Source organism: Acinetobacter sp. S4397-1 (assembly GCF_024129285.1).
Classification (GTDB): Bacteria; Pseudomonadota; Gammaproteobacteria; order Pseudomonadales; family Moraxellaceae; genus Acinetobacter; species Acinetobacter lwoffii_C.
Window position 1 is genome coordinate 57,291 of the sequence record NZ_JAMXXZ010000007.1, and the last position, 19,710, is coordinate 77,000.

The following is a 19,710-nucleotide window of genomic DNA, read 5'->3' on the forward strand; positions in this document are numbered from 1 at the left end:
TGCTCCGTCATACTCAGAATTTTAATCGGATACTTATTTATAACAATAGCCAGCCAAAAAATCTGCATATTGATGCGATTTTTTAAGGTTTTTGCTGTGGGAGCTGCTGGCACAACTCGATCATTGCCTTGCGATAAACATCACGTTTAAAATTCACGACCTGGCCCAATGGATACCAATAACTGACCCATTGCCACTGATCAAATTCTGGTGGGTCGGACAGGTTCAACTGAATGTGCTGTACCGGCGCCGTCAATTTGAGTAAAAACCACTTTTGCTTTTGACCGATACATACCGGATCTGAATCCGTACGTATATAGCGGTGTGGCAAACGATAACGCAACCAGCCTTTGGTTTGCGCAACTATTTGGACATGTTCAGGCAGTAAGCCAACTTCTTCTCTCAGCTCACGATAGAGTGCCTGCTCGGGGGTTTCTCCAAATTGGATCCCGCCTTGTGGAAATTGCCATGCATTATGACCAATGCGTTTTGCCCATAAAACCTGTCCAGCATCGTTTGCCAAAATGATCCCGACATTCGGTCGGAAACCTTCAGAGTCGATCATTTGGCTACCTAAAAAATTTGTTTAATTTATGCCTTTGCTTCTGGGGGATGTTTATTTCTTTATCCTGCACACAAAAAGCAAAGTTTAAAAATGTTAAAATTGTTATGATCTTAACGAATTTCTATCGACTAGCGGAGATAGATTTACAAATTTTTTCTTAAATTTCAGTTTTTACGAGTATTTTCATGAAATTGGCACTATTTGATCTCGATCACACCTTGTTAAATACTGATTCAGATCATTCTTGGGGAGAGTTTTTGGTTCATGAAGGTCTGGTTGATCCAGTTCAGCATCGCGCCATAAACGATAAATTTTATGAAGATTATAAAAAAGGCCAGCTGGACCCGATTGCCTATAACGAATTTGTATTCCAGTTTCTAACCCAACATGAGCAGGATTATCTGACCGAATTACATCAATTGTTCATGCAAAAAGTGATTCGCCCGCAAATGCGCCCAGAGGGTTTTAAAGCCATTCAGCGTCATAAGGAGGCTGGCCATGAAATTGTGGGAATTACCGCGACGTCGGACTTTATTACCGCGCCTATTTTCCAAGAGTTTGGCATTAGCGAGATTATTGCCACCAATGCTGAAAGGGTGGAGGGTAAATATACCGGCAAGGTGATTAATATTGCCTGCTATCAGCAAGGCAAGCTGGCACGTCTGGATCAGTGGCTGGCAGGCCGTCAGGTGCAAGAGTCGTGGGCCTATTCTGATTCGATTAATGACCGTTTTCTGCTGGAGTATGCTGATCATGCCATTGCTGTCAATCCGGATGATCGTCTGAAAGCGCTTGCCATTGAGCAGGGCTGGGACATTCAGGACTGGTCAATTTAATTTATTGTAGTGCTACAGCACAACGCCGGTTGTGCTTTTTTATGCCCACTAGGACGAAAGTCGCAGTACTTTTTAGGCTGCGCGTGCCGGAACAAACATGCTATGCTCAGGGACACAAAATAGCCATAACATGATAACAATAGCAAAAGCTGAGGTGCTGAATATGACTCTAGTTCGACCGCGTATGACACACTTATTTGCACAGTTAGGTCTGGATTCAAGTGAAGAAGGAATTGCCAAATTTATTCACGAGCACCAGTTACATAAAGATCTGACCTTACTGGAAGCTCCTTTCTGGAATGAAGCTCAACGTCAGTTTCTGACAGAAAAAATTGCATCGGATGGAGAATGGGCGATTGTAGTCGACCAGCTCAATGAATCCTTACATGAAACAACCCGCTAAGCCATTCTAAGGGCTTAGAAAGAAAAAAGAGGAAGACCTGGTATCTTCCTCTTTTTTTAATTTTTACTAAAAATTCCTGGTCTTGGACTAGATTAATGGGTGCGTTTCCAGATCGTGAGCTGCGCCAGACTGTGCTGATATTTACGTGCAGTTTCACGAATGACAAAGGGCACATCCTGCGGTTCAGCCAGCAGCTCAAAATGTTCATTGAGAAGCGCCGAAATTCCTTCGAGTGTGGTTAAGGCTTTTCCATCTTGTAAAAAACCACCCAGCCATTCACTGCGCGCCGTATGGTCTTCTATCCAGGTATAGGGCGAACTCAGCAACAGGATTCCACCAATATTCAGGCGTTTATAAATCTCCTTCAGGAAGGCTTTGGGATGATGCAGGCGGTCCAGCAGATTGGCAGCCAGAATAAAATCATATTCTTTAAAATGCGGTTTCAGATTACAGGCATCGGCCTGGAAGAATTCAACTCTGGATTTGTGCTGCGCCAGTCCTAGTTCCTTTAAGCTAAAGCTTTTATCCTCCATCAGGTCACCTTCGACTGGAATGCGGTAGTGCAGGCGATCTTCCTGAATCAGTTTTACGCCCATCTGGATAAACCGTGCGGAAAAGTCCAGCCCGGTGACCTGATCAAAATCACGTGCCGGTTCAAAGCTGGCACGTCCGGTGGCACAGCCGACATCAAGTGCTTTGTGGCAGGGCGTGGCTTGGAAATAAGGACGCGCCAGATTGACCAGCGTCTGGGCAAAATTGGAAACATTGAAATAATCAGCGCCATACTGGAATTCCAGATATTGCGAGACCAGCTGATCACTTTCATACTGCGACTGGAATTGTGGTAAGGCATCCGTGGCTGCCACATAACGAAAACCGGCATGCTGGAAAAAATGCCGTCTAAAGGCATAACGTGAACTGTGTAAGGCCTCATTTCCGGCTGAAATCCAAGAGCCGCCTTTAATCAGGTGATGCTGGCCATCAAAAGTAGGGGTACTAAAATCATCATAAAAAGGATGTACCTGAAAGCCTTCAAACGGATAAATGGCAGTTTCGGTCCATTGCCAGACGTTGCCCTGAACATCATAAAAATCGCCCTGCTGAAACTGATCAACCGGGCAGGAGTGCGGTGCATATTTCAGTTCGATATTGGCCTGTGCCGGACTCGGTAGAGTCGGGTCCAGACCCGACACAGTATAGAGCCGATACCATTCATCCTCGGTGGGCAGACGAATCGGCTGATCGAGCTGCTGCGATTTCCACTGACAGAAAGCTTTGGCTTCATGATAATTTACCTCTACCGGCCAGTCCCAAGGCATGGGAACCTCTTCCAGCATCAGCCGCAGGGACCAGCCAAGTTCAGTCTTGACCCAGAAGGTGGGATGGGTCGCCTGAGAAAATTCTAACCATTGCTGTCCTTCTTCACTCCAGTAATCGGGATATTGATAGCCGTCTGCTTCGACAAACTCTAAGAATTCCTGATTCGACACCAGATATTGCGCCGCCTCAAAGGCTGGAATGTCGGCATGATGATGGCCATATTCATTGTCCCAGCCATAAAAGGGACTGTGAAAATCTTTATCTAAAATGACCAGTCCAGCAGGGACGGCCAGCAGGCGGTTTTCGGGAGCAATGCCGGTGATCACATTGGCACGCCACAACGGATGGTTTTGCACATAGTGTAATTGATGCTGGCGAATCAGCACCGATGAGGTTTCCAGATGAATACGCTCATGCTCAATCCCCATGAGGATAGTCCACCAGGGATGTTGCCAGTTCAGGGGAAGCGTTAAGGGTGCATGCTCCAGAATATTCAGGATCAGGGCGCGAACCTGATGCCGGTAATCACGAACGGCCTGCACACTTGGCCAATCATAATTCTGCTCATCCAGATCATCCCAGCTCATTTCATCGACCCCAATAGCGAAAAGGCTTTCAAAGCGTGGATTCAGGCGTTCCTGGACAAGTTTGGCCAATAATAATTTATTAATGAAAAAAGTCGCCGTATGACCAAAATAAAAAATCAGCGGATGGCGTAAAGAGATGGGTTTATGATAATAGGCTTCATCATTTTTTAGACAGTCAAATAACTGCTCATAGGTATCGAAAGTATTCAGAAAATACTCACGCAAGACCTTGCGCGCGCTGTGCTCATCTTTAAAGTCAAGATGCGGCGTAGGTTTGAGGCTGGGCCTGAGAGACTGCCACAGCTCAGCCTCATCAGTTCTGTCTTGTGCCGTAGCAGATAAGGTTTTGGAATAAGAATGAAGCTGCATCCGGTCCGTCCCTTCAAATACATTTTAAGTATTCATTGTATTAAATGAATTTGTTTATCTTAAAAGTACTCTAAAGCCATCATGAGATGCGAGGTATTCGGTAACAAAATGCTGCATCGCCATAGATGCAGCAGAGCAGAGTCAGATTTAGAGCGCAGGATTTTGCATCAGCTGTACCAGGGCTTCCGCCGCTTTGGACTGGGTCCGGCCCGGATGCCAGACCATGCCCAGACTGCGGTTCATTTGCAGATTAATATCCAGTTGCTGCAAATCATGATTGACCAGGGTTTTGGGTAAAACTGACCAGCCCAGCCCGATGGATACCAGCATGCGGATCGATTCCAGTGGGTTGTTGCTCATGGTAACTTTAGGTTTGATACCGCGTTTTTCAAACTCGGCCAGCGTGATCTGCGAGGTATAGGTCTGTGAAGAGGGCAACAGGCTTGGGTAATTGAGTAAATCCTCCAGACTCAGTTTTTTTTGCTGGGCCAGAGGATGAAACGGGGCTGCCACAAAAACCAGAGGATCATTCCAGATGGTGACATAGTTCAGGCGTTCATTGCCACGCGGCGGCAAGGTGAGAAAGGCCAGCTCCAGGTCACCGGCAATCACCTGTTCATGCGCCTGTTCAGAATCGACAAAATGTACATCCAGAGTGACATCCGGATACTGCTGCACATAGTTACGTAAATGGCTCGGCAGATGATGTAGGCCAATATGATGGCTGGTGCCAATCTTTAATTTTCCCTGTATCTGACCCTGTTCATGACTCAGGGTATAATGAATATCTCCCAGCTCGTTCAGCCAGTTTTTGACTTTAGGCAGCAATGAATGGGCGGCATGGGTGGCCTGTACGCCGCGGCCAGCAGACTCAAACAGCTTGACCCCAAAATAGTCTTCCAAACTATGAATACGTTTGGTCACGGCAGGCTGGGTAATAAAAAGCTGATCTGCAGCTAGGGAAATTGAGCCGGTTTCCATAACTTTTACAAAGGCTTCAAAGGCTGCGAGATTCATTTTGATTACCTATAAAGAATTTTCATGCTTAATTTTATTATTGTAATTATTTGGGAATAAATCAAAGTGAAATTATGTAAATTTAAAATTAATTGGCCAGCTTGTTCATATTTGAGTATTTTTTAATAAATAAACTTTTTCTCAGCGCATTGGGACAAGTCTGCAAGATTCCTATAATCCTCTCGATAAGAGACATCTGCCTGTGCATCCATCCACTGCTCTATATTTGGCTGAGGGGTGGTTTTTGAGATGATCTGGCTGAACTTTCAAAAATATCGAGGAGCAATTGATCTTCTTTAGCGGACGCTCTCCATGAACATTGTCACAATTCAGCATTTGCCATGAGTCGTTGTGACCGTTGTTGCAGTAGTTGTGGCAGAGGTGGTGGCGATTGGCACCTCCAGCTCACAACTACTCTGGACTAGGCTTAAGCTTTAATGTCTTGCGTGGGTGCTTGTTTCTGGCCTTTTCGATTCCATATCTGTTCATGAAAGAAGAAAGCAAAGGCTTGCACAGTCGGTTCAAGTAAGCTGAGAGTGATTGCCATCCAGACATTGCCGGTGACTACATAAGTAACGAGCATGGCGACCGTAATGTGCATGAGGTAATAACTTAAGGTCTTTTTGAAAATACGCTGGTTGCTGTGGATAAAATGTTGAATGCGAGCCATAACGATCACCACTAAAGATTGGAATTCACTAAATGATAATTATTATCATTTAAAAAGTAAAAAAGAAATTCTGATTGATGATTATTGGTTTATTGAATGATGGTTTTTACAGAAAATGAAGGGAGTAGAAAACAGCTAAATCCATACGGAAAATAGAAAGCAAACTAGGGGGAGAATAAGAGTATAAAGGCAGGGAAACTCCTGAAAACCTACTTAAAATCTTTGCGTTTAAGCAGATCAGGCGCTGAGTAAAACAGATTTAAAATATTCCAAAAGGTTTTTTAATTAATAAAAACGATAAATTAGATTTATGTAAAAACGTGGTTATAATCAATATCAATGAAAGAATTACCCAGTCCAGTGGAGCACATCGACATGGCAGGCGACAACCAAAAAGCAAAGACTTTGTATGACAAATTGTGGGATGACCATTTAGTAAAACAACGAGATGATGGCTCTGCATTACTGTATATCGACCGCCATTTATTGCATGAAGTGACTTCTCCACAGGCATTTGAAGGCTTGCAGCTTGCGGGCCGTAAGCCTTGGCGTTTAAGTGCCAACGTGGCGACTCCTGACCATAACGTTCCGACCTCAACCAAAGAACGTTCTGAAGGAATTGCCGGGATTGAAGATGATACTTCACGTATTCAGGTCCAAACCTTGGATGATAACTGTAAGACCTTTAATGTGGTGCAGTTTGATATTAACGATATTCGCCAAGGGATTGCTCACGTTGTCGGTCCAGAACAGGGATTGACCTTGCCGGGGATGACGGTGGTCTGTGGTGACTCGCATACTGCAACACATGGCGCATTCGGCTGTTTGGCTCATGGCATTGGAACTTCAGAAGTTGAACATGTATTGGCTACCCAGTGCTTGGTTCAAAAGAAAATGAAGAACATGCTGGTCCGCGTGGACGGCAAGTTGGGTCAGGGCGTTACCCCGAAAGACGTGGTCTTGGCCATTATTGGTAAAATTGGGACCGCGGGCGGTACGGGTCACGCGATTGAATTTGGCGGTCAAGTGTTCCGTGATATGTCCATGGAAGGTCGTATGACAGTCTGTAACATGGCCATTGAAGGCGGGGCGCGTGTGGGTATGGTGGCTGTCGATGACAAAACGATTGAATATGTGAAAGGCCGTCCTTATGCACCGAAAGGCGAACAGTGGGATGCTGCAGTTGCGTATTGGAATACCTTGCATTCTGATGAAGGTGCGCACTTTGACACAGTAGTCGTGTTACAAGGCGAAGAGATTGAACCACAAGTATCATGGGGAACTTCTCCTGAAATGGTGATTCCTGTGTCTGCTGCTGTTCCAACGTTGGAACAGGCCAGAGATGAGGTGCAACGCAATGACTGGACCCGTGCATATAACTATATGGGTTTAACCGCAGGTCAAGCCTTGGCGGATATTCAATTAGACCGTGTGTTTATTGGTTCTTGTACCAACTCGCGTATTGAAGATATTCGTGCAGCCGCTGAAGTTGCGAAAGGCAAAAGAGTGGCCAGTAGCATTAAACAGGCCATGGTGGTTCCTGGTTCTGGTTTGGTCAAAGCCCAAGCTGAAGCTGAAGGTTTGGACAAAATCTTGATTGAAGCGGGCTTTGAATGGCGCGAACCGGGGTGTTCAATGTGTTTGGCAATGAATGCTGACAAATTGCAACCGGGTGAACATTGTGCGTCCACCTCTAACCGTAACTTCGAAGGTCGTCAGGGCAATGGCGGTCGTACTCATCTGGTGAGTCCAGCGATGGCCGCTGCTGCCGCCATTGCCGGTCACTTTGTGGATGTGCGTTCATTCTAATTTAAGTCCTCATTCCAACCTTCCCTGAGGGAGAAGGAATACCCTCTTAGGTGAGGAGAGGATGAGGGAGAGGTTACGGATTCATTGGGAAATAATCATGAAAAAATATACCGTTGAACAAGGTATCGTTGCACCATTAGACCGTGCCAATGTGGATACCGATTTAATCATTCCAAAGCAGTTTTTGAAATCGATCAAACGTACAGGTTTTGGCGATAACTTATTTGATGAATTACGTTATCTGGATGAAGGCTATCCGGGTCAAGACAATTCAAAACGTCCTATCAATCCAGATTTTGTGTTGAACCAGCCGCGTTATCAAGGTGCAACGATCTTAATTTCTCGGGCTAACTTTGGGTGTGGTTCAAGTCGTGAACATGCACCCTGGGCTTTGGAAGAGTATGGTTTCCGCACCGTGATTGCACCAAGCTATGCTGATATTTTCTTTAATAACAGCTTTAAAAATGGCATGTTGCCGGTCATTTTGTCTGAAGAAATTGTAGATCAATTATTTAAAGAATGTGCGGCGAGCGAAGGTTATCGGTTGACCATTGATCTGGAAGCGCAGGAAGTTCGTACCCCAGCGGGTGAGGCTTTTAAATTTGAAGTTGATCCATTCCGCAAGCATTGTTTGTTGAATGGTTTGGATGATATTGGTTTAACTTTACAGGCAGCAGATGATATTCGTGCCTATGAAGAAAAAACCAAGCAATCACGTCCATGGGTATTTGCTGAAATTCAGCCATAAAACAGTAAAAATTATCATGGCATGACTGCTTGACCCTTGCTAATATCAAAAGATTATTGAGTTTTTTGATGGGTAAGACAGATCTTATGGCAAATGATTGGAAACAGTGGCTTGCTTTAACTGCAGTATCGATGCTGTTGGGCGCGTGTCAAAGTATCGATACCCTGAAACTCAAGCATGGACAGGATAATACGCCAAATCCATCCCATGCCCGGATTTACTGTGCTGGAACATCGGACTGTCAGTTTGAGCGTTGGAATGAAACCCCGATTGTCCATGCCGGCAATGGCCGAATCAGTGCCGAAGCGATGAAGCAGAATCTGGTGCGCTTGCAGGCCGAAAACCTGAAGCAGGCGAACCCGATTTATTTATCGGTACCTGCAGGACAGCATGAACTGGTGGTACGTTTTTATCCGATTAGCAAGGATAAGGCCGAAACCCTGCACCTGTTCCAGCGTTTCAAGGCCAACCAGAACTATACCTTTAAAATGTATCGTGAGCGTAAAGCACACAATAAAAGTTTATTAAATGCCTCTGCACCAGATCCGCTTTGTGTGGATTTACTACAGGAGCAGAAAACAATTCGTCGTTTTTGCAAACCTTATAACGCAGTCACCGGGATTGCAGAGTTTGTAGAAAGAAAAATTTAACCCCTCAGGCACCTGCCTGACCCTATAAATGGAAAATCTCATGTCTAAACAAATTTTGATTTTAGCTGGTGACGGTATTGGTCCTGAAATCGTAAAAGCCGCAGAGCAAGTGCTGACACGAGTTAATGAAAAATTTAATCTGGGTTTAACATGGGAACAGGGCTTACTCGGTGGTGCTGCGATCGATGCGCATGGTTCGCCTTATCCGGAAGTAACCTCTGAGCAGGCCAAAAAAGCCGATGCGATTTTGCTGGGTGCAGTGGGTGGTCCTCAATGGGATAACATTGAACGCTCGATCCGTCCTGAACGTGGCCTGTTAAAATTACGCAGTGAACTGAATTTATTTGCCAACCTGCGTCCAGCGATTCTTTATCCGCAACTGGCTGATGCTTCAAGTTTAAAGCCTGAGATTGTGGCAGGTCTGGATATTCTGATCGTACGCGAATTGACTGGTGGTATTTACTTCGGTCAGCCACGTGGTATCCGTGAATTGGAAAATGGCGAGAAGCAGGGGTATAACACTGATGTCTATTCAGAATCTGAAATCAAGCGTATTGCCAAAGTTGCATTTGAAATGGCCAGTTTACGTGGCGGTAAAGTGTGTTCGGTAGATAAAGCCAACGTGCTGGAAGTCACCGAGCTTTGGAAGCAAACTGTTACGGCATTGAAAGAAGAACACTATCCAAATATCAACCTTTCACATATGTATGTCGATAATGCCGCCATGCAACTGGTACGTGCGCCAAAACAGTTTGATGTGATCGTGACCGGGAACCTGTTTGGTGACATCCTGTCTGATGAAGCCGCGATGCTGACTGGTTCAATCGGTATGTTGCCATCGGCATCCTTGGATGAAAACGGCAAAGGGATGTATGAGCCTTGTCATGGTTCGGCGCCTGATATTGCGGGTCAGAATATTGCTAACCCCTTAGCGACTATTCTGTCTGTGGCGATGATGCTACGGTACACCTTCCGTGCAGAAGAGGCGGCAAAAGCCATTGAAGATGCGGTTGGTAATGTACTGGATCAAGGTCTGCGTACGACTGATATCATGTCTGAAGGCATGCAGAGAGTGGGTACAGTGGAAATGGGCCAAGCTGTCGTCGCTGCCTTGAACTAAATCAGATAGGGTGAAAAAAACGCAGCTTGAGCTGCGTTTTTTATGTACTCAGATTTAACCTGTCAGCAGGTGCGGCCAGTAGTACGAACTGCAGTGGCAATATTGTTTTTAAGCAGAAAGCTGATCTTGCATTGCAGATTGACATCATAACCAGTCACAGGGCTGATATTGGTCGGTATTGGGACAGCGCCTGTGCCTGCTGCTGGAAACTGGGCAATGGGTAAAGGAATCGTGAGGGGACGCTGTACAATATAGCTGAGTTGTTGCTCGCTCAGATGCGGCTCGCTGATCTGCTGATAGCCTAAACGTTTCAAGTCCAGATTTTGGTCAATCAGCTCGCTACTTTGCCCAATAAAGCTCTGTAGATAAGCTTCCCGATCTATTTGAGAGCTGCTGAGAGGAGAAGTGCAGGCGCTCAAGGAGAATAGCAGAGCAGTGAATAAGCCAAGCGAGTTGGCTGCCTTTGGATAAGCAAATAACATAATTTCACTCCCATCAGGGCGATATGAAAATTATAGTAAAGTTGGGAAGCGGTATTGTTGTAATTTGGCAGACGGCCAATTGCATCATCTGGCGTTTAGGCAAATGCTGAGCTGGCTTTAGAGCAATCAGGGCCAACTATTGGTTTTATAGTTTTTAAATGGGTGGAGATTTAATAGAAAGCATTGAGGTGCTCTAGAGATTCGGCAAAATTTTTCAGATATAACAGGTATAAAAAGAGTCATCAGGGACAAAAAAAGCCACTAAAAAGTGGCTTTTTGCTTCCGCTCAAACTTAGCGTGCACGATAAGTGATACGACCCTTAGTCAAATCATAAGGAGTCATTTCTACCTTCACACTATCGCCAGTCAAAATACGAATATAGTGTTTACGCATTTTACCTGAAATGTGGGCAATCACTTCGTGACCGTTCTCTAAACGTACACGGAACATAGTATTAGGAAGCGTCTCGGTGACAACGCCTTCGAACTCGATGAGTTCCTCTTTATTGGCCATAGCCTACCTGAATGAATAAATTGGAAAGGCGCAAATTATAGGCAATTTTTTTGCGAAAAGCAAGATGAAACGGGTGGTAGACTGATCATCTGTCAGTAAAACAAGCAAAGCAGTGTACAAAAGTTTTAACTAAAAAAATGCGAGTTTGTGTTGTCAGTTTGGTCAATCGCAGTTAATCTAATTTTAATCTTTTTAAGTATAAATGAAGTACATACAAGGAAGGTTTTTGAGTGAGTCAGCTAACGGATGCATCCGTCGTATTGCGTTTAGGTTATCAGGCAATTCGTCGTGCAGGGTTACCTACAGAAGAGCTTCTGAGCAAAGCCGGAGTGGCTTTAAATCAGGTGGAGGCCAATGATCGTACTCCATTAAGTGCTCAGTATGCCTTCTGGGTTGCCGCAGAAGAAGTCAGTAAGGATCCAGATATCGGCTTACATCTGGGGGAGCATTTACCGCTTTATCGAGGGCAAGTGATTGAACATCTGTTTATCTCTTCTGAAAACTTTGGCGAAGGGCTTAAGCGGGCACTGGCCTATCAGCGTCTGATCAGTGATGCCTTTGATGCTAAACTGGTCATTGAGGATGATCGCTGCTATCTGAGTAATGGAGAACAGCGTTTTCCAGAAAGTCTGGTTAACCGGCATTTTACCGAATGTGCGATGTCAGGCGTGCTGCGCTTCTTTAAATTTATTACAGAAGGACGCTTTGAACCGATTTATATCGACTTTAACTTTTCCAGAGGGGCAACCGATGATGAATATTTCCGTGTTTATGAATGTCCGGTCAGCCTAGGACAAAAAGAAACCCGATTATATTTTGATCCAAGTATTCTCGATTATCCACTGTGGCAGGCAGAACCGGAACTGTTACAGTTGCATGAGCAGTTAGCCATTGAAAAGTTGCAAGAACTGGCACGCTATGATCTGGTGGGGGAAGTACGTCGTGCGATTGGCTCTACCCTGGAAAGTGGCGAAACCACTTTGGAAACCGTGGCAGCACAGCTGAATATTACGCCACGCCGTTTGCGAACCCAGCTCAGTGAAGCCAATACCAGCTTTCAGCAGATTCTTTCAGATTATCGCTGTCGTCTGGCCAAACGTTTGCTCGCTGGCACCAATGAAAGTGTTGAACGGATTGTCTATCTGACCGGATTTTCAGAGCCGAGTACATTCTATCGGGCTTTTAAACGCTGGACCAATGAGACCCCAGTAGAATATCGCAAGCGCAAACAGCGTTAAGTTACCTCCCTAAGTCCCTCCTAACATGAGGGATTTTTATTGCTTTATTTTGACCGGCATGCAGTTGCTGATAGGAAGGATTAGGGAAGGTCAAAATTTTTAAGATTATTTTGGCAGGTTAAGCCAATGCGGCCCTAAAGGAACCTGGGGCAAATTAAACTGTTGCGGATATTCAGCCTGGATAAAATATAGACCATCCGGGGCAGCGGTAATCCCAGCAGCTTTACGGTCTTCAGCTGCGAAAATGCTATCAATATGGTCAATATCATACATGCCCTGACCAATTTCCAGTAAACAGCCCATGATATTACGCACCATATGGTGCAGGAAGCCATCGGCCTGAATATCAAGGACCAGATAAAGACCATGCCGGATCAGACGGCAATGACTGACATGGCGGACTGGCTGCCTGGATTGACAGGCGGCGGCACGAAAGCTTTCAAAATTATGCGTGCCTTCAAACTTCGTTGCAGCCTGTACCATCTTGTCTACATCCAGCGCATCGTAAATATGGGTCACCTGCTTATGCAGCAAGGCGGGACGTACGGGATGATTGTAGACAATATAACGATAACGGCGGGCTTGGGCCTTAAAGCGCGCATGAAAATTTTGATCCATTTCTTTGATCCACTGGATCGAAATATCTTTTGGAAGCTGGCTGTTACAGCCACGTAGCCAGCCATGAAGAGAGCGTATTGCACAGCTATCAAAATGCGCAACCAGATTTGTGGCATGTACTCCGGCATCTGTGCGACCCGCACCATGCAAAGTGACAGGTTCATTGGCGACTTTCGAGAGTACTTTTTCAATAGTTTCCTGCACACTAGCTACGCCCGGCTGCTGCGTTTGCCACCCCCGATAGTTGGCTCCAGAAAACTCAATCCCGACTGCAAAACGTTGCATATAGACCTCAAACCCTGACTAATCGTACCAATGGCGATGCCATTGTTCTACAGTCTCGTATTGTAAATACATTTTCAGGGCTTTTGCATACAGATCGGCATGTCCATAACTGTCATTGAGTAAAATCTGGCATTCATGGACCCATTCGGCAATGGCATAGCGCTGGTCGGTCGCGCCAAATGGGACCTGGGTGGTGAGTACCGAAATACAGCCTTGTGCATAAAGTTGATCAATAAGCGCAACCAGAGCCTGGTTTACGGCCAGGTTGCCTGTTCCAAAGCCCTGCAGGAACAGAAAATGCGGAGGCCGTTGCAGAAGGTTACGCAGATTAGCTAACTGCTGACTTAAATCAATCGGCTGCATCATGATGCTCATGCAGTTAAAGCCGGCAGCTTTTTCAATATTCTGAAGGGTGACCCGATACACTTGCTGTGAAGGCTGAAGGGGAATATGCGACTTTAAGCCGGTAAACGCATTCAGTTCGGTGGTATGTTGTTTTAATGCTGTTTGCGCGTGCAGCAGTTGTTGGTGAAAGGCCAGATAAACTCCCGGGGGGGACTGAAGCACTGACTCTAAGGCAAATCTCAGGTTGTCTAAAGCATCACTAAATTCGCGGATCGCATCTCCCTGAACATTGAGCAGGGGATACTGGCTGCCGGTCAATATCACATGCGCGGACTGGGCCAGACAATGGGCCAGCACAGCACTGGCATAACTGAGCGTGTCTGTGCCATGAATAACGATAAAATACTGGATTTCCTGTAATTGCAGCTCTTGAATGAACTGTACCAGTTGCAGCCAGTCTGCGGCTGTACAGGCGCTACTGTCTTTAATGACGGGTGCACGATAGCATTGTACGGCATAGTCTTGATGCAGTAGATGCTCAAGCTTAGGCAGGAAAAGCTCAGCCGACATGGGAGCAAGCGGATCGCCCACACATCCGAAAGTACCGCCCATATAAATTAATGCAATATTATTTTTCATCATAAAAAAAAGCAGCCAAATCTGACTGCTTTAGTGTAAATCGAAATATTTTAAGAAGCGATTCTATTCAGTAACTGCTCAGCCTGCTGCTGCTGTTCAGGACTGTATTCATTTTCAGATTCTGCAATGACTTCACGTGCGGCTGCATAAGCGCCTAATTGAATATATTGCTCGGCAAGTTCGAGATTCAACTCGGCTTCATTCACCTCACTTAATTCCGGGAACGATTGTACCAGTGGATCACCTTGATCTGTTACAGCTGGAGCAGGAGTTTCAAAATTAATTACTGTCGCAGCCGGTACTGGCTTTTCAGACTCAGGGTTATCGAATTTAAAGTCCAGCCCAGAGGTTTCCGCAGGTACTTCGCTTGCAACAGGAGTCGTCAGGTTTGACAGGTCAAATTCAACCTGCGCTTCAGTAGTTTTTTCAGCTTCTGTCGCAGGTGTATCCAATGAGAAAGAGAAATCTAAAGGTTGAATCTCTTCATTCGATGGCGTAACCACTGTCGGCTCTACATTTGCCGCAGGTTCAAGCTCCAATTTAAAGTCCAGACCGGGTGCTGGTTCGCTTGCTGCTTCTGGTGTGCTCTTAATATCTTCAACTGGAGCCGCATCTTGAAAGTTAAAATCTAAGCTATTGGCTGCTGGTGCAGGTGTGTCTTCTACTGGCAGGGTTTTAGCCGCAGCAATAGCAGGTTCAAAGTTAAATTCCAGAGGTTGGATGTCGGGTACAGGTTTAGGAGCGACGGCCGGTGTACCTGGCTGTAATTCCTGCTGTAACTGGTCAAATGCCTGCTCATTAGAGGGTGTTGGAGCAACCAGACTATCAAAGGCACTCTGAGCCGCTGCATTATCCTGTGCTGTCACAGTTTGTGGCTGCACGCTTTGAAAATCAATAGTTTCTTGAACAGCATTTGCTGCTTTTGCATATTCACTTTGCTTAGCTTCAGCTTGGGTTAAAATATCATCCAGCTCTAAAGAGCGAATATGGTTAATCAGTTGAGAGATCGCAAATTCATCTTTTTGCAAGATATGAATATCAAGCAACAGTAAATACAGTTCATGTTGGGAGTTATCCCGATTTAAAGCCTGATTAATGTTAGCTTCGGCTGAAAAGAAATTCCGTTCCTGAATCAGGGTTTCAATCTTTTTACGGGTATCGTCAGAGAGCGGTGTAACCGTCTTTTTCGCGGTTGCTGGCTCTACCACCTTGGTTTTTTGCGGGGTAACTTTAGAAGCTGTAGCTGGCTTCTTTGCCTTCACCGTTTTGGTTTTTGCCTGATCTACTGCCTGAGCATCTTGCCGTTTTTTGAAAACCAGCAAAACAATGATCAATATTACTAATGGAATCACATAAATCAGCATGTTGTTACCCCTTAAAGAATAGAAGAGCGTTGGTGTTCGCCTATTCCAAATAAATCTTCATGTATAACTTTTTAATGAGTTGGCTTCTTATCTACCTGTTGTGCTTTCAGCTGTTGTTGCAGTTGAGCAAGACGGGCATTTAATAATTGAATTTTGTGATCCTTCTGATTGAGAGCCAATTCTAATTCAGTTACGTTTCTCTGTAATTTAACGGTTTTTTCTCGGGCTGTCATAACTTTTAATGACAACTCTTTTGAAGTTTGCTGTTGTTCTGTGTTCTGATTTGCAGAAACATGGCTGGAATTGTTCTGGTTCTCAGCCACCAAGCTCATTTCTGCCTCATTCAGACGGTATTTGGTTTTCGCAGCAGGGCGTGTAGGAGCCTCAACCTGCTTGTGGTTTGCCACTTTCACTGCCGACACTGTGCCAATACCATCCAGATTCAAGGCTGCACCTTTACGCAGGCGATTCACGTTGCCATCGATAAAGGCATGGTCATTACGCTCTTTCACTTGTTGCATGATTTCATGTACAGGACGTTGCTGTTCCTGAGCAATTCGTGAGGCAATGCTCCAGAGCGATTCATTGGACTGCACCACATAGCTGGCAGCCTGAGGGGCTGTTGTTTTAGGCAAGGCTTTGGCTTGAGTAGGTGCTACCTGTGCCTGTTTTTGCGCCAACTCTTTTTGATATTTCTGGACCAGCGGGTCTAGTGATACCTGAGATTGGGTAGTATCTGTTTGTGCTAAAGCCTGTGCTGGAGTAGCTCGGCCATCAGAATCCACTACAGGTTGAGTTGCGACCTTCTGCGACTCAGCAGTGACTGTCTGCTCAGGCTGAACCGCATGAGATGCAGTAAGCGCTTTGGGAATCGAGCTACTCGATAGAGGTGGAGGTGTCGTTGATTGTGCTACCAGAGATTTTTCCGCAGGAGGGACTGCTTGGGCTCTTTGCGGCGCAGGATGATACTGGGTACTCACCGGCAGGTTCAAGGCAATATCTTTTTCGCTGGCGACTACGACCGGGGATAGCGTATGCTCATTCTGTTTCAGGCTGGCTTGCAATAAATCTGTTTTGGTCTGCAGCGAGGTCCGGATATGCTGCAAACGGGCTGCATTTCCTTCCTTGATCTTGACAATAATATTCAGCTCACGATCGGTCACCGGACGTGATGAGGTAATGGTAATGACCCCGGTTCCGTTGCTATTACGGCGAGTAAAGAAATTCAGATGACCCGGTGGCTGATGTACAGCGCCCATGGCGATCAGATCTTCTGGTGTAGCCAGACTGACTTCAAGTGGGGTATTGATATCAGATTGTCGGAAGGTCATTTCTGCATACAGCAGCTCCCCAGGTGCGGACTGGACTTGTACGGGATCCACATTAATCGCATAACTGGTCTGTGAAGCAATAATGGCTAAAATGGCAAGTTTTAATTTGTTATATACAGTCATCTTAATCGTGAGCTCAGTCATTATCGCATAGCGAAAAATCATAGATTAACGGGATGTTTGTTTTTTGTAAAATGTTTACATAATACTTACACAAAAAAGCCGATCAATAAAGACCGGCTTTTAGAATTTACGACTTAAATGCGATTAAGCATTTTTATAGTCAATCAGAATACGCAACATACGACGTAAAGGCTCAGCAGCACCCCACAGCAATTGGTCGCCTACAGTGAACGCGCCGAGATATTCTTTGCCCATGTTTAGCTTGCGCAGACGGCCAACCGGAACACTCAAGGTACCAGTGACAGCCACAGGGGTAAGGTCGCTCATTGAAGCTTCACGTGTATTTGGCACAACTTTCGCCCAGTCATTTGATTGACGGATGATGTCTTCCACTTCGTTTAATGGCACATCTTTTTTCAGCTTGATCGTCAATGCCTGGGAGTGACAGCGCATAGCACCGATACGAACACAGTGGCCATCAATCGGAACAATTTGCTGGTTAGCCAGAATCTTGTTAGTTTCTACCTGGCCTTTCCATTCCTCTTTCGACTGACCGCTTTCCAGCTGTTTGTCGATATATGGAATCAGGGAGCCCGCCAGAGGCACACCGAAGTTAGCAGACGGGAAGCCTTCACCACGTTGCAATTCTGCGATTTTAGAATCAATATCCAGAATTGGTGAGCGTGGGTCATCCAGCAACTCTTTGGTATTATTGTATAAATAACCCATGCCAGCGATCAGTTCACGCATATTCTGCGCGCCTGCACCAGATGCAGCCTGATAGGTCATTGAGGTTGCCCATTCCACCAGATTGTTCTGGAACAGACCGCCTATGCCCATCAGCATCAGGGAAACAGTACAGTTACCACCTACAAATACTTTGGTGCCCTTGACTAGACCGTCTTTGATGACATTCATATTGACAGGATCAAGCACGATGATGGCTTCATCTGCCATACGTAAGGTAGATGCTGCATCAATCCAGTAACCGTTCCAGCCTTCGGCTTTCAGTTTCGGGAAAACCTCAGAGGTGTAGTCGCCACCCTGACAGGTAATAATGACATCCATCTGCTTCAGACTGTTAATGTCTGTTGCATCCATAAGTGCTGGGGCAGTTTTACCGCCAAATGCAGGTGCTTCACCACCTGCATTACTGGTGGAGAAATAGAATGGCTCAAAATGAGCAAAATCATTCTCATCAACCATACGTTGCATAAGGACGGAACCGACCATCCCGCGCCAACCGACCAGACCTACTTTCATGTCACTTTGCCTCGGTGCGTTAAAAAATTCAGAAGATGTTCGAGTGTATCAAAACGGGATTCAACTGCAATAGCTACACAATCAAAACATCAATATTCTTGAGAAAAATATCTGCTTTATGATACATACAAAACTGATAAAGTCAGTTTTCTTTAAGAAAAAATAATAACTTAGTACAGAGTAAATTTTTATGATGTGGATTATCCAGAGTGTCGCTATTGTCGTAATTTGGCTCAGTTTCTGGTCACTTATTCCACGAGATGAGTGGTGGATACGTGGCGCAGACTTTCCACGCCTGCAAATTCTGGTCTTGGGCTTCATTGCTTTTATTCTGTTTTTAGCGGTCGATCATCCCTGGAGTTGGGCGAGCCAGCTTATTTTTGTCGGGCTGATTGCAGCCTTGGCCTATCAGCTAAAAATGGTACTGCCTTATACCTTTGTCTGGAAAAAGCAGGTGAAACAGGTCAGACAGGATCAGCTGGATCCCCAGCGCCAGATTTCTCTGATCGTTTCCAATGTACTGACCACCAATACCAAATATCATCTGCTCATTGAAAAAATTCAGACTTTGCAACCGGATCTGGTATTAACTCTGGAAACGGATCAGGTCTGGCAAGATGCACTCGCTATAATTGAGGAGGATTATCCTTATCGGGTGCCTGTGCCGTTGGATAATCTGTACGGCATGCATCTATATAGCAAGCTCAAGCTCAGTAATACTGAGGTCAAGTTTATTCTGAGTGATGATATCCCTTCAATTCACACAACAGCGACTTTGCGTTCTGGTCAGACCGTGCAGCTGTACTGTTTGCATCCCAAGCCACCCAGCCCGACTGAAGCCAAGGATTCCACTTTACGCGATGCGGAATTATTAATTGTCGGGGACCAGATCAAGGATCTGGATGAAAGCTGTATAGTCATGGGTGACCTGAATGATGTAGCTTGGTCCAGAACCACACGTTTATTCCAGCGTATCAGTGGCTTACTTGATCCGCGTGTCGGGCGGCATTATATCAATACTTTCCATGCGGATTATCCCTTATTACGCTGGTCACTTGACCATGTGTTTCATAGTCGCGATTTTGCTTTGGTGCATATGGAGCGTTTAGCCCATATAGGCTCAGACCACTTTCCGATTTATCTGGTTTTACAAACGGGACGGATATTTGAGCACTTACAGGAAGAGCTGGAGCAAACCGATGAGGATGAGCAGGAAGCACATGAAGCAATTGCGGAAGGCATTGAAAAAGCTGAAAAAGAAGAAAAACCTGTCACTGATGAGGTGGCGGTGGCTTATAAAGAGGGAGCTAAATATCCCTAGTTTTATGGGAAAAGTGTAGGATATGGCTTACAGCAGTTGACGCTTCTTGCGAATAGGCAGCTAGGGAGGAATCTCGTATTCTGGACTCATCAG

General features: G+C 45.5%; 19 protein-coding genes. 8 read left to right on the forward strand and 11 right to left on the reverse strand.

The window, feature by feature from the left end; all coding sequences use genetic code 11:
- Window positions 1–82: 82 nt before the first annotated feature.
- On the reverse strand, window positions 83–565 hold the full coding sequence (locus NI467_RS05830; RefSeq protein WP_151204020.1) for an RNA pyrophosphohydrolase: 483 nt from the start codon (window positions 563–565) through the stop codon (window positions 83–85).
- 185 nt (window positions 566–750) lie between these two features.
- Here NI467_RS05830 and NI467_RS05835 point away from each other — a divergent pair, with 185 nt between their 5' ends.
- Together NI467_RS05835 and NI467_RS05840 are read left to right on the forward strand one after the other, a co-directional pair.
- Entirely contained in the window at window positions 751–1,401 is a 651-nt protein-coding gene (locus NI467_RS05835; protein WP_253151619.1) for an HAD family phosphatase, read from the forward strand.
- Between the two features lie 163 nt (window positions 1,402–1,564).
- A complete protein-coding gene (locus NI467_RS05840) occupies window positions 1,565–1,804 on the forward strand; it encodes a DUF2789 domain-containing protein (RefSeq protein ID WP_151204018.1) in 240 nt (79 codons plus the stop codon).
- 92 nt (window positions 1,805–1,896) lie between these two features.
- Here the strand turns inward: NI467_RS05840 and ovoA are convergent, their stop codons facing one another.
- The 3 genes from ovoA to NI467_RS05855 form a co-directional block, all read right to left on the reverse strand.
- A complete protein-coding gene (gene ovoA, locus NI467_RS05845) occupies window positions 1,897–4,080 on the reverse strand; it encodes a 5-histidylcysteine sulfoxide synthase (protein WP_253151621.1) in 2,184 nt (727 codons plus the stop codon).
- Between the two features lie 147 nt (window positions 4,081–4,227).
- A complete protein-coding gene (locus NI467_RS05850) occupies window positions 4,228–5,097 on the reverse strand; it encodes a LysR family transcriptional regulator (protein WP_151204016.1) in 870 nt (289 codons plus the stop codon).
- Window positions 5,098–5,524: 427 nt separating this feature from the next.
- Complete coding sequence (locus NI467_RS05855; RefSeq protein WP_253151756.1) at window positions 5,525–5,773, reverse strand: DUF2061 domain-containing protein; 249 nt, start codon at window positions 5,771–5,773, stop codon at window positions 5,525–5,527.
- Window positions 5,774–6,142: 369 nt separating this feature from the next.
- Between NI467_RS05855 and leuC the strand changes: the two genes are divergently transcribed.
- The 4 genes from leuC to leuB all read left to right on the forward strand — a co-directional run bounded on the left by leuC (window position 6,143) and on the right by leuB (window position 10,094).
- Window positions 6,143–7,576 carry a 3-isopropylmalate dehydratase large subunit gene (gene leuC / locus NI467_RS05860; RefSeq protein WP_174659230.1) on the forward strand — a complete coding sequence of 478 codons (1,434 nt, stop codon included), beginning with the start codon at window positions 6,143–6,145 and terminating at the stop codon, window positions 7,574–7,576.
- Window positions 7,577–7,673: 97 nt separating this feature from the next.
- A complete protein-coding gene (leuD, locus tag NI467_RS05865) occupies window positions 7,674–8,324 on the forward strand; it encodes a 3-isopropylmalate dehydratase small subunit (RefSeq protein ID WP_151207065.1) in 651 nt (216 codons plus the stop codon).
- An 86-nt stretch (window positions 8,325–8,410) separates the two neighbouring features.
- On the forward strand, window positions 8,411–8,974 hold the full coding sequence (locus NI467_RS05870) for a hypothetical protein (protein WP_151204013.1): 564 nt from the start codon (window positions 8,411–8,413) through the stop codon (window positions 8,972–8,974).
- 40 nt (window positions 8,975–9,014) lie between these two features.
- Entirely contained in the window at window positions 9,015–10,094 is a 1,080-nt protein-coding gene (gene leuB / locus NI467_RS05875) for a 3-isopropylmalate dehydrogenase (protein ID WP_253151623.1), read from the forward strand.
- Window positions 10,095–10,156: 62 nt separating this feature from the next.
- Here the strand turns inward: leuB and NI467_RS05880 are convergent, their stop codons facing one another.
- Window positions 10,157–10,576 carry a hypothetical protein gene (locus tag NI467_RS05880; protein WP_253151626.1) on the reverse strand — a complete coding sequence of 140 codons (420 nt, stop codon included), beginning with the start codon at window positions 10,574–10,576 and terminating at the stop codon, window positions 10,157–10,159.
- A gap of 292 nt (window positions 10,577–10,868) precedes the next feature.
- Entirely contained in the window at window positions 10,869–11,090 is a 222-nt protein-coding gene (gene infA / locus NI467_RS05885) for a translation initiation factor IF-1 (RefSeq protein WP_001284370.1), read from the reverse strand.
- Between the two features lie 230 nt (window positions 11,091–11,320).
- Between infA and NI467_RS05890 the strand changes: the two genes are divergently transcribed.
- On the forward strand, window positions 11,321–12,328 hold the full coding sequence (locus NI467_RS05890; RefSeq protein WP_151204010.1) for an AraC family transcriptional regulator: 1,008 nt from the start codon (window positions 11,321–11,323) through the stop codon (window positions 12,326–12,328).
- Window positions 12,329–12,433: 105 nt separating this feature from the next.
- Here NI467_RS05890 and truA read toward each other — a convergent pair whose 3' ends face one another.
- The 5 genes from truA to asd all read right to left on the reverse strand — a co-directional run bounded on the left by truA (window position 12,434) and on the right by asd (window position 18,296).
- Window positions 12,434–13,231, reverse strand: coding sequence for a tRNA pseudouridine(38-40) synthase TruA (truA, locus tag NI467_RS05895; protein WP_253151639.1), 798 nt, complete (start codon window positions 13,229–13,231; stop codon window positions 12,434–12,436).
- Window positions 13,232–13,249: 18 nt separating this feature from the next.
- Window positions 13,250–14,215, reverse strand: coding sequence for an asparaginase domain-containing protein (locus NI467_RS05900; protein WP_253151758.1), 966 nt, complete (start codon window positions 14,213–14,215; stop codon window positions 13,250–13,252).
- 50 nt (window positions 14,216–14,265) lie between these two features.
- A complete protein-coding gene (locus NI467_RS05905) occupies window positions 14,266–15,579 on the reverse strand; it encodes a fimbrial protein FimV (protein WP_253151642.1) in 1,314 nt (437 codons plus the stop codon).
- 71 nt (window positions 15,580–15,650) lie between these two features.
- Window positions 15,651–17,054 carry a hypothetical protein gene (locus NI467_RS05910; protein WP_253151644.1) on the reverse strand — a complete coding sequence of 468 codons (1,404 nt, stop codon included), beginning with the start codon at window positions 17,052–17,054 and terminating at the stop codon, window positions 15,651–15,653.
- A gap of 123 nt (window positions 17,055–17,177) precedes the next feature.
- A complete protein-coding gene (asd, locus tag NI467_RS05915; protein WP_253151647.1) occupies window positions 17,178–18,296 on the reverse strand; it encodes an aspartate-semialdehyde dehydrogenase in 1,119 nt (372 codons plus the stop codon).
- A gap of 190 nt (window positions 18,297–18,486) precedes the next feature.
- On the opposite strand from asd, the gene NI467_RS05920 reads away from it, so the two are divergent.
- Window positions 18,487–19,617 carry an endonuclease/exonuclease/phosphatase family protein gene (locus NI467_RS05920; RefSeq protein ID WP_374982202.1) on the forward strand — a complete coding sequence of 377 codons (1,131 nt, stop codon included), beginning with the start codon at window positions 18,487–18,489 and terminating at the stop codon, window positions 19,615–19,617.
- Window positions 19,618–19,710 lie beyond the last annotated feature (93 nt).

Bases quoted from the DNA above. Each gene is read 5' to 3' on its own strand.
- NI467_RS05835 (WP_253151619.1), top strand. From the start codon at position 751: ATGAAATTGGCACTATTTGATCTCGATCACACCTTGTTAAATACTGAT.
- NI467_RS05830 (WP_151204020.1), bottom strand. From the start codon at position 565: ATGATCGACTCTGAAGGTTTCCGACCGAATGTCGGGATCATTTTGGCA.
- NI467_RS05910 (WP_253151644.1), bottom strand. From the start codon at position 17,054: ATGACTGAGCTCACGATTAAGATGACTGTATATAACAAATTAAAACTT.
- NI467_RS05900 (WP_253151758.1), bottom strand. From the start codon at position 14,215: ATGAAAAATAATATTGCATTAATTTATATGGGCGGTACTTTCGGATGT.
- leuB (WP_253151623.1), top strand. From the start codon at position 9,015: ATGTCTAAACAAATTTTGATTTTAGCTGGTGACGGTATTGGTCCTGAA.
- NI467_RS05880 (WP_253151626.1), bottom strand. From the start codon at position 10,576: ATGTTATTTGCTTATCCAAAGGCAGCCAACTCGCTTGGCTTATTCACT.
- ovoA (WP_253151621.1), bottom strand. From the start codon at position 4,080: ATGCAGCTTCATTCTTATTCCAAAACCTTATCTGCTACGGCACAAGAC.
- leuC (WP_174659230.1), top strand. From the start codon at position 6,143: ATGGCAGGCGACAACCAAAAAGCAAAGACTTTGTATGACAAATTGTGG.
- asd (WP_253151647.1), bottom strand. From the start codon at position 18,296: ATGAAAGTAGGTCTGGTCGGTTGGCGCGGGATGGTCGGTTCCGTCCTT.
- truA (WP_253151639.1), bottom strand. From the start codon at position 13,231: ATGCAACGTTTTGCAGTCGGGATTGAGTTTTCTGGAGCCAACTATCGG.
- NI467_RS05870 (WP_151204013.1), top strand. From the start codon at position 8,411: ATGGCAAATGATTGGAAACAGTGGCTTGCTTTAACTGCAGTATCGATG.
- NI467_RS05840 (WP_151204018.1), top strand. From the start codon at position 1,565: ATGACTCTAGTTCGACCGCGTATGACACACTTATTTGCACAGTTAGGT.
- infA (WP_001284370.1), bottom strand. From the start codon at position 11,090: ATGGCCAATAAAGAGGAACTCATCGAGTTCGAAGGCGTTGTCACCGAG.
- NI467_RS05850 (WP_151204016.1), bottom strand. From the start codon at position 5,097: ATGAATCTCGCAGCCTTTGAAGCCTTTGTAAAAGTTATGGAAACCGGC.
- NI467_RS05920 (WP_374982202.1), top strand. From the start codon at position 18,487: ATGATGTGGATTATCCAGAGTGTCGCTATTGTCGTAATTTGGCTCAGT.
- NI467_RS05905 (WP_253151642.1), bottom strand. From the start codon at position 15,579: ATGCTGATTTATGTGATTCCATTAGTAATATTGATCATTGTTTTGCTG.
- leuD (WP_151207065.1), top strand. From the start codon at position 7,674: ATGAAAAAATATACCGTTGAACAAGGTATCGTTGCACCATTAGACCGT.